This window comes from Aeromonas sp. QDB63 (genome assembly GCF_027707425.1).
In the GTDB taxonomy this organism is placed as follows: Bacteria; Pseudomonadota; Gammaproteobacteria; order Enterobacterales; family Aeromonadaceae; genus Aeromonas; species Aeromonas caviae.
Window position 1 is genome coordinate 1 of record NZ_JAPCIS010000058.1, and the last position, 8287, is coordinate 8287.

The 8287-nt window shown below is 49.1% G+C and carries 9 protein-coding genes and 1 pseudogene; 3 read left to right on the top strand and 7 right to left on the bottom strand.

Annotated features, from left to right (window positions below; translation table 11 throughout):
* Both PG879_RS20045 and PG879_RS20050 read left to right on the top strand, forming a co-directional pair.
* Positions 1–304: hypothetical protein (locus PG879_RS20045; RefSeq protein ID WP_270830608.1), on the top strand; the 304-nt coding region annotated here is incomplete at its 5' end.
* A 79-nt stretch (positions 305–383) separates the two neighbouring features.
* Positions 384–530, top strand: coding sequence for an IS1 family transposase (locus PG879_RS20050; protein WP_395263780.1), 147 nt, complete (start codon positions 384–386; stop codon positions 528–530).
* A 35-nt stretch (positions 531–565) separates the two neighbouring features.
* Here PG879_RS20050 and PG879_RS20055 read toward each other — a convergent pair whose 3' ends face one another.
* The 3 genes from PG879_RS20055 to PG879_RS20065 form a co-directional block, all read right to left on the bottom strand.
* Positions 566–1270, bottom strand: coding sequence for a hypothetical protein (locus PG879_RS20055; RefSeq protein WP_152551737.1), 705 nt, complete (start codon positions 1268–1270; stop codon positions 566–568).
* Positions 1271–1540: 270 nt separating this feature from the next.
* A complete protein-coding gene (locus tag PG879_RS20060; protein ID WP_043154885.1) occupies positions 1541–1954 on the bottom strand; it encodes a hypothetical protein in 414 nt (137 codons plus the stop codon).
* 142 nt (positions 1955–2096) lie between these two features.
* A complete protein-coding gene (locus tag PG879_RS20065) occupies positions 2097–3296 on the bottom strand; it encodes a hypothetical protein (protein ID WP_152952563.1) in 1200 nt (399 codons plus the stop codon).
* Positions 3297–4238: 942 nt separating this feature from the next.
* Here PG879_RS20065 and PG879_RS20070 point away from each other — a divergent pair.
* Positions 4239–4682 carry an antitoxin Xre/MbcA/ParS toxin-binding domain-containing protein gene (locus PG879_RS20070; protein ID WP_080630556.1) on the top strand — a complete coding sequence of 148 codons (444 nt, stop codon included), beginning with the start codon at positions 4239–4241 and terminating at the stop codon, positions 4680–4682.
* A 216-nt stretch (positions 4683–4898) separates the two neighbouring features.
* Here PG879_RS20070 and PG879_RS20075 read toward each other — a convergent pair whose 3' ends face one another.
* The 4 genes and pseudogenes from PG879_RS20075 to PG879_RS20090 all read right to left on the bottom strand — a co-directional run.
* Complete coding sequence (locus PG879_RS20075; protein ID WP_103261339.1) at positions 4899–5198, bottom strand: hypothetical protein; 300 nt, start codon at positions 5196–5198, stop codon at positions 4899–4901.
* A gap of 60 nt (positions 5199–5258) precedes the next feature.
* Complete coding sequence (locus tag PG879_RS20080) at positions 5259–6881, bottom strand: TnsD family Tn7-like transposition protein (RefSeq protein WP_082189294.1); 1623 nt, start codon at positions 6879–6881, stop codon at positions 5259–5261.
* Between the two features lie 3 nt (positions 6882–6884).
* The gene (locus tag PG879_RS20085) at positions 6885–7844 is read right to left on the bottom strand and encodes a TniQ family protein (RefSeq protein ID WP_082189295.1); all 960 of its coding nucleotides are present in this window, start codon (positions 7842–7844) and stop codon (positions 6885–6887) included.
* A pseudogene (locus tag PG879_RS20090) lies at positions 7841–8287 on the bottom strand (hypothetical protein); the annotation flags it as partial. The pseudogene PG879_RS20090 and the gene PG879_RS20085, both read right to left, overlap by 4 nt.

Sequence of the window (8287 nt, forward strand, 5' to 3'; positions counted from 1 at the left end):
AGAGTATAAGATCACACCCTGTTCGGTCGGTCAAATCCTCGTGCCCTGCTTAAAAAACGTTCGCGATCTTGCCCTGGGGGATTACCACACCTCGATGGTATTCCTTGGTCAAAATAAGGAAATTTACCCTGAAAGCCGCGTCACGCCTGCTTATATGAGGGGATGGCTAAGGTCTTCACCGGGTGGGCGTTTGGCCGTAAATATTTTAGCAGCATCGAGAGGAAATTGGTCTGCTAAGCCAGAGATGAACCCCAACCCAAGCCCCAGCGTCCCCCCACCTAATGACCAGAGACTACTGGCTTAATCGGCAGACAACAGCATAGCATTGCTAGTTGAGGTAACAACGGCATCCAGCCCTTTGTCATAGGAATTTTCATTGAACATTGACGCTCAGGACACGGCTCAAACGACTAGCCAGTAAGACTATCTGCCTTTCTCGCTCTGTCGAAATGTACGAGAAAGACATTGGTGAATTTATCGAGAAATATTATTTTACTGATTCTAAGCATCACCGACACGCAGATGTGTGATACACAAATATAAATTCAGAGCCGCAATGGCCACCTCAATCACAAAATGTCAGCTCAAACCCACGCATGACATTGACTATCTCATCATAAACGTCTGAATATAGTTCTCTCTGCTTAGAAACTGAAAACCCATAAGCAGATTTTCTTAAATGCGTCTCTAAAAGAAAAGATAAAAGATTTTCTAATTCCCCCCTTTCATGATAGACGACAATATATGTTGTTATTTTCAATATAGAATCACGTTCTGGAATAGTCTTATCTCTCCACATCCAAGAAATCATTGCAGCTATTGCGCTGAATTCTGAATCATGAAGAAATAAACGACTCACTTTATCTAATTCCTCAATCATGCTTTCATCGAGACACCAGCCAGCTTTGCTGGCCCATTTTATTAAGAAAGCTAGGCGTTTTTCCTTCTCGCGCTTATATTCAGCATCCAATTCGAAGAAATACATAATGATTTCGAGCGCAATAGCTTTGGTTTCGTTAAATTGAGAATGTAAATCTTTCCACTCTAGTTGTGCTAAGTATTCATCGTGTGGATTAACATCCTCATCTCCCTCGATGAGTAATATAACCACAACCTGAGACGCGATACATGCATACTCTCTTCGTTCGAATATATCCGGAAAGTATTCAATCCACATACCTTCGCACATTATTGCAGCTGCAATTGCAGCTATAGAACTATCCTGCGTAAATCCATTGTAGGTTGCGATATCTGAAAGTTGTTCTTGCATTGCCGATTTCTCCACGCATGTGAGCTCGGCCCAGTAGTCAACATGATTAGCACTCATAGAATATATCCCTTTAAGTAATCAGGTGTACCATAAGGATGTAAAAACCCCTTACTAATAAATTTGACATCAATGGTGATATTTAATCCGAAATTCCGCACCAATTATGATTTCACATCGGGAATCGAAGCACACTGCCCTGTACCCTCAAAATTAATTTTGAGCCATCATGGTGAAACATTAAAGTAATAATAGCAACTTACGTGATTTCCATCACAAGATAGTCACGAAATCCTCTTGGTACTGTTTGTAGATTGAGTTAACTATGTCACGCCAATGGGCACACCACTCTGTGTTAGATGCAAACTTTAATCCGTTAGTTGATTCCATAAGTTTCCGGAGCGGTGGTCCAGGCTGATGGTCTTTTTCGCAAACGAACAAAGCACTGAGTGGCAGCCTATTGGCAGCAATGTCGATATGGTATAGCGCACATAGTTCGGCACTAAGCTCCCGGCGGAGCTGTGTAAGCTTGGCCTCATCATTTATTTTAATTTTTATTTCAACGTAAGGAGGAAGGTCATTCACCAATCCCACAAATATACTCTGCACCACTGTACTTAAAGTGACCAGCTCACCCCTTTCTGCCGCATCCTTTAAAGTTGCGTGAAGCACACAAGGTTTCAACATTTTAGCTCCTTTCAGCATTAAATTTCAAAATAAATATAGATTCAACAATACATAATAGTCGCTATTAAAGCTCCCATTGTCAATATGACTAAGCATTAGCCAGTAAATGTTCACCTTGAATACTTAGCACAGTCAAATAACATTAATATAAACGATTAGAATCCTGTTGAGGATTGCAACTCAATAGATGGTTTACGCTGAAAAGTACTTTTTTTGCTATGCGCAGTGTATTAACAATGGCTTGAGTCGTAGACGCCTTAGCAGAAAATAGTGCTTCGTGCATCACATTTTCCGTCGCTATTATCCTGATTTCTTTTTGCCAGAAGATATTTGGCTTTACTTCGGCAGAGAGCCGCGCAGCCTCTCTCACCTCAGAGTCTTTATCTGTCAATGCTAACAATAGTAACAATTGTGGGGGTATGGCAGGGTGGTTGATTAAAGCCTTGCGAACGTTCCTATCTTCAATATAGGGCATCTCGTCGCTGGACAGTTCGTTCCGAACCATAGCAGTTAAGAGTGGATCCATAATAAGGGACTTTTTTACATCGTTATCCTCATCACAGGCCAGTTTAAGTAGCACATTGGGTAGTGTTAGGGCGTAACGCGCGTCCTCCTCCTCCTCTAAGGCTAGTTGGAGTAGCACCTCAGCAGGCAAAGACGGATGCTCAGTTAAGGTTTGTCGGACATATTTATCCTCATCACTTGCCAGTTTAAGCAGAACCTGAGTTGGTAAGGCTGGATTATTGAGGAGAGCTTCGCGAACATGTTTATCCTCATCACAAGCCAGTTCGACCATCTGATTAACAGGCAGTATGGGGTTGCCCGCTGCCGCCATACGGATTAGAGGTCTCTCATCAGACGCCAGCCTGCTCACAGTGTCGTGCAACATGGAAGGATTGCTTGCCGCAGCCATCAAGATCTTCATTTCATCAGGGCTCATCAGGCTCAGAACCCGATCAAGCAAATCAGGTGGCGTTGTAGGGTTGCAAGCCACGCCCGCTCGAACGTCCTCCTCTGCGTCATAGGCCAGCATCTCCAACACAGATATCGGTGTAATTGGATTACAGCTGACACCACGGCGAACATGCTTATCCCTATCACACGCCAACATTGCTAACGCCTCAGGCGGAGCTGATCGGTTTCTGGCCACAGTGACGCGAGTCACTACATTTGTGTGTTCTGCGAGTGCCATAAACGTATTGGGGGGGAGAGCTGGGTTACTAGATGCAATCCGGCTAACGTCGTCATCATCGTCACCCGCCAGCTCAATCATCACCTCGATAGGAGTCGCGGGATTGAGAGCCAGATAGTAGCGAACCAACGACTCTTCATCACTCGTCAATGCAACCAACACCTCCGAGGGAGTTGTCGGATCTCGGGCTCTATTAGATCGTTCGTAAACAGCGAGCTTACTCAGACAAATCATTCCCACCACCTCATTTTTTGACGTTAATGCTCATCCCTATAAGGAAACAAAATGAAATCGACTTTGGCTAGTACGATTTTCGCCGGCAACTTCTGCAAAGCTACCCCAGTTCTAACTAGCGCAGGATATAGAGCCCCTGAATGAATCGCGCATAATGCCCATTATGTTGAATGGCAGAGTTCGCTTAGCAAAATGGTCGCTTTGCAGCCAAATAGTAATGTAGCGCCACTTTTACACCCTCTGTCGAAGCTCGGTAGGGCCTGATCGGGATGAAAGTTTAAGACAAATCGCTGGTGAGTTTGACTCAGCGAGGTGGCCGCTCTGGTTTGCCACAAGAAAGGCCGCCAAGCGGGCATTTTGATCGGTTTAGCGCAATGACCCACTCGCCACCGGCAGACGATAGTCCTGCTCGGGCGAGATGCCAGGCGGCAAAGCGGAAACTAGACGAAAACTTTCGTCATCAGATGACACCTCTCATAGGTTGGCACACGCCTGTGCGGCCTCTCTACCCCTGGGGCCATGGCAGCTCTGGAGGATTGAATGTTTATAGGTTGTAGGGCCGCGCATAGACTGATTCTATTCGCAGCAATAGTCGCCAGAAAGGGAACAGATTGAGCGCACGATGGCTGCCATATGGATACCATCAACTGATTGGTGCACACTTGTGTTGAACGATAACTGAGCCAATCGGGGTTGGCCAACTTAAAGTATTGATTTATATATAATTACATCATGATGTCAATTTTGTAGCCAACGGCTTGCGAAATGCCCCAAACTAGATGATGACCCAATGAACTCCTGAGTGATGATTCGCATTGGGCTGCCATCAACACCCCCATACGGAGGCGCAGACTCATAATGACTCATGTAGAGCAATCTCCCCCAACCAGCAATCTATCTGTTCTGGAGTCGCTCGGTCTACCACGTAACTGGCTAGCCGCCCATCAGCACATAGTGTCTGGTGTATCTCCTGAGATCGTCGTCAAACTGAGCAAGCTATTGGGGTCTAATACCCGAACAATTTGCCAGATGATTGGCATTAGCCGAGACACACTGAATCGCCAAATCAAACGGGGCAATCGCTTATCGACAGCTCAGGGAGATCGCGTTTACTGGGCAGCCTTAGCAGTGGACGCAGCCATATCCCTACACCGGGGAGATACTGCTAAAACGATGAGATGGCTCACCCGCTCTGCGTGGGGATTAGGTGGTGAAAAACCGGCCGATGTGATTACTACGCCTATGGGAGCGCAGGCAGTTATCGATCTTGTCGGTCGGATTAGGCATGGCATCCCCTGTTGATTAACAGTTCATACGTGACCATAAAGCACCAACAATAGGCTCATTTGGTGAGCCGATCACCCCGACCAATCGGCTCATTTGATGAGCCGATCACCTCGACCAATCGGCTCACTTGATGAGCCGATCACCTCGATCAACCGACTCACTTGATGAGCCGATGACCTCGACCAATCGACTCACTTGATGAGCCGATCAACACAACCACTCAAATCGTGGTTAGATAAGCTCTCGATTGCCTTCAATTTTCCCAAATTGATCAGGGTCTGCGGGTTGATAATCATCCGAAAACATATTCATCAACCGATGCTCCTGTCTCAGGTTGGCCAGCGCCCCAAAAAAGCAGCCTTCACATAGGTGTACCTGATATCGTTCACCATCGTGCTGCGAACCATAATCCCAGCAAGCTTCCAGCGTGCCGAATTCCTGCGTACCGAGCGATTTAGTAGTACTAGCACCACAGACATCGCACAAAATATCGACGACCTGTGTGGTAGGAACGATGGCTTCGACCTTCATGGCAATACTCCTCGTTGTGATGCCTGATATCAGAACCTGTATAGGTATCGACGGCGAGCATCAGGGCATAGGATGTTGAGCGGCATACGCCGCAACCAGCCGCACAGCCAATGCGTAACTGAGCGGTAGACGTGTTTTGTATTTCCTCAGGCAGTCTGGCCTATCGACTGCCCGTTCCAATGCAGATAGAGAGCTTGCCTGCTCGGCCAGCAGCCCCAGTTGCTCAGCCAGTTTCCTATCCCGTTCTTCCCAATCCACACTGGGATGGTGAACTGCTCGCTTGGCGGCAGGTAACTGTTGATACAACCAGGCACGATCATGTTTATAGAGCCAGGTGAAAGCCGTTCTGCACACCTGCTCGACAAAGCCTCGACTAGCATCAGCATGTTTTGCCAAATATGCAGCCACCGTTACACGGTGCTCACGGAGACGGTTAACCCTTCTCAAATGCCGTCGCCAGTCAGACAGCCCTTGGTGGCTCTGAATAATGGCTTCGACCGCCCCGACAGAAACGCCATGACTGTGCGCGATCTGCTGCCGTGATCCCCCCATGAACGCCTGACGCCATATTCCCCGCTCAACTTCAGCTGTAATGCGCTTGGCACGGTGATCAACCGGTTGATTGTGTCTCAGGGCGAGTTGTTTGATATAGCCGATGCTGTATCCGGTCTGGCAGGCAATCTGTCGCATGGGAACTCGCTTCACCAACAATGTCAGTATTGCTGTTTCTGATAGCTGTCCGTCGCTAGGCATAGTGGATTGTATCTGCACCGTAGGTGGGCTACTGATAGAAAAAAATTCCGCTGGGCTACGGCTTACAAACGCCATCAACATCGCATGCTTTAGGTAGTGGTGATTGCGGTTGCCGTGCACCAGCCCCGAGACGTATCGATAGTTGGCCAGCCCCGGTGGCACTGTTGGCATTATATCGGCAAACAACCCCTGCCAGAACTCCGTCATGGCCTGCAACAGGGGCTGGCTACGCAGATGGCCTCTGGCCGTCAGATAGCCCTGTTGCCCGAGCCATCGCTGGTACAGCTCCGCTAGCGACTCCGTTGGCGACTGGACGCACAGATACCGATGCAGAGCAGTGATAAATGTAGAGAGATAGAGTTCCTGTTCGGATGGTCGCGATGGTTCACAGGGTATCTCGGGATCCGGTATTAGCAGTCGCCGATCAATACCTCCCGCACTGGCCGCCAGGGTTTGCAATCGTAGCTCATGCTTGGCACAGGCCGTGACCCCGTACAGTTGATGCGCCGTATGCCAATATCCACATCCTACGGCCTGTTCATCCTCTCGCAAGCAGGCGGAACACCATTTCAGGCAGACACCGCCAAAAGCCAGCTTGCTGGCCGCTTGTCCTGACAGGGCCATCAGCCCCTTCCCTTCACCCAACATCGCAGATGCCAGGTTGTCGACTTGCAGCTTGTCTCTCAACGTAAGGGCATAAAGCGGGAAACCCGTGCCATGGTGCAGCAGGTATTGCGGATCCACCCCCGCCGCCTGGGCAGCCGCCTCAATATGGCCTGGTAATGCCGGATGCAACCGAACAGCAGGACAGTGGAATAGCTGGTTACAAAAATGGTTTCGATCACTGTATGCCGAATGAACAAAATACTGGCTGACCCAGCTGTAGGCCGACTCGCCAGGAATATAGGTGGGGATCACCGAGGTCAACACCGATCACCCCTCAGATCCCAAGAGCTCCACCAGATCGACGCCTGCATGCTGCAACATCATTAGATGGGCCAGAGGGTGCAACGGATCTCGGGCTGACTTCTCATGGTAGCCCCGTGCATTGCGCAGCTGTGGGGGTAATTGCCATACCTGACCTGGCCCCCCACTATTGGTGAAATACGCAGTAAGTGCCAGGGGATCACATTGCGAGTCCATCTGCTGAAACCACGCATTGATCGTTTTGATACTTTTGACCGTGCGCATCGCCTCGCCCGAGATGCCCATCGAATCAGTCACCAGCTGAGTTAGCGCACACAGGGTGAGAGCACTCGCGGACTGGGCCAATGCCAGCGATGCCAACTCGATCTCGTGCATCCGCTCGGTAAAATGACCATCGTATCCCCCCATCCAGTGTCCACAATGGGGGCAGAGGCTATCGTAGGGTGGGATCAGTTGTTCCGACAACAATTTGGCAGAAAAACCACAGCCTGCGCAGTGACCAGACAAACCGCGTTGATGCCGATGACAATGGAACACTCCTGGCAGTTGATGATCTCGGTGGTAGTAGGGCATACCATGGAGCTCATAATCCTCGGCAATACAGTCTGCGCACCAGCGCCAATATTGGTGTTGTACATTGTGCAGGCCAGTCACCCGTAACCGAAGCTGGGAACGGCCCACCAGTGCTGATGCCACTATCCTCTGCTCATCCGGAGTCAAAAAAGAAGCTAAATAATTGCCGACAGAGTGATCCTGCCACGTGCGTTGAACGTGTCGGGCCCGAAATTGGGTATCGAGGACAGGATCGTCGGGATGACATAAACGATGGGGACGGATTTGTGGGCTGCTCAGCCCCAGCATCTGGGCCGTTGCAGTAAACGTCCCGTGCGTGCTCAGCACATGCATCCGGCCAACTACCGCCCCTAAATGCTCACCAGGTAGCAACTCCAACCGATGGAGGATCATTTGCACGGCCCCTTATCTACAGAGTAACCGAGTTGCCCCAGCAATGAATCCGGGGATAATTGCTCTAAAGTTTTTAGCTTCTTTTCCTCTGTTTTTGGCAGCTTTTTGGTGATTTTAACCTCACCTTGCAGCAGGATTTCTCCCTCTGCTGAATATGTGTCTCCATCAACAACCTGACTATTTCCCACTGATTCGAGCAGTAACATCGGCGATAGGTCCTCAAATTGGTAGTAATCACCCTTACGCAGAGCACTCAACGCAGGCTGGAGGATTTTAAATTCGCGATTGAAACATAAGTCCAATGCAGCGATCGAGAGATCTTGATCTGTTGGTTTCAGCAGGGTTAGATATGATAGCGTGGCGCGAACTAAATAACTGATCCCAATAGTGCTACACCTTCGCTGTGCCATAGCCATTCCCCGGGAAAGGAGACACGGTATCCA

Excerpts from the sequence above, each read along its gene's own strand:
- PG879_RS20060 (WP_043154885.1), bottom strand. The coding sequence starts at position 1,954 with ATGTTGAAACCTTGTGTGCTTCACGCAACTTTAAAGGATGCGGCAGAA.
- PG879_RS20085 (WP_082189295.1), bottom strand. The coding sequence starts at position 7,844 with ATGATCCTCCATCGGTTGGAGTTGCTACCTGGTGAGCATTTAGGGGCG.
- PG879_RS20075 (WP_103261339.1), bottom strand. The coding sequence starts at position 5,198 with ATGAAGGTCGAAGCCATCGTTCCTACCACACAGGTCGTCGATATTTTG.
- PG879_RS20055 (WP_152551737.1), bottom strand. The coding sequence starts at position 1,270 with ATGCAAGAACAACTTTCAGATATCGCAACCTACAATGGATTTACGCAG.
- PG879_RS20070 (WP_080630556.1), top strand. The coding sequence starts at position 4,239 with ATGACTCATGTAGAGCAATCTCCCCCAACCAGCAATCTATCTGTTCTG.